Annotated in this window: 1 pseudogene; it reads left to right on the forward strand. The window is 74.7% G+C overall.

Going from position 1 to position 368, the window contains the following annotated elements:
• Nucleotides 1-145: pseudogene (locus ACWGE1_RS40840) on the forward strand (hypothetical protein); the annotation flags it as partial.
• Nucleotides 146-368: the final 223 nt, after the last annotated feature.

A 368-nucleotide genomic window follows, 5' to 3' on the forward strand; every position in this document is an offset into this window, starting at 1 on the left:
CGGAAACGCGGGGGCCTTCAACCACGGCGTGGGAAACGCCGGCATCGCCAACTGGGGTCTGGGCAACGCGGGCATCGCGAACACGGGCATCGGCAGCCACGGCATCGCCAACTCAGGCATCGGCACCTCCGGCATCGGCAACTGAGACGGCCCGCGGGACCCGCACGACCCAGTGACATGACGCGCCTGCAGGTGGTGGCGTCGACGGGGCGTACGCGGGTCTGGGTGCGGATCTGTTCCGCGGTGGCCCGGAGGGTGGCGACGGCGCGGTAGCGGGTGGGGGCTGAGGCGAGGGGGGCGGCCACGAAGTCCGCGGGGGGTGCTGTCGCCCGGGAGGGGGCGGGGTGGCACGCGGCGGCCCGTCGGCG

The organism is Streptomyces sp. NPDC054932 (assembly GCF_053610205.1).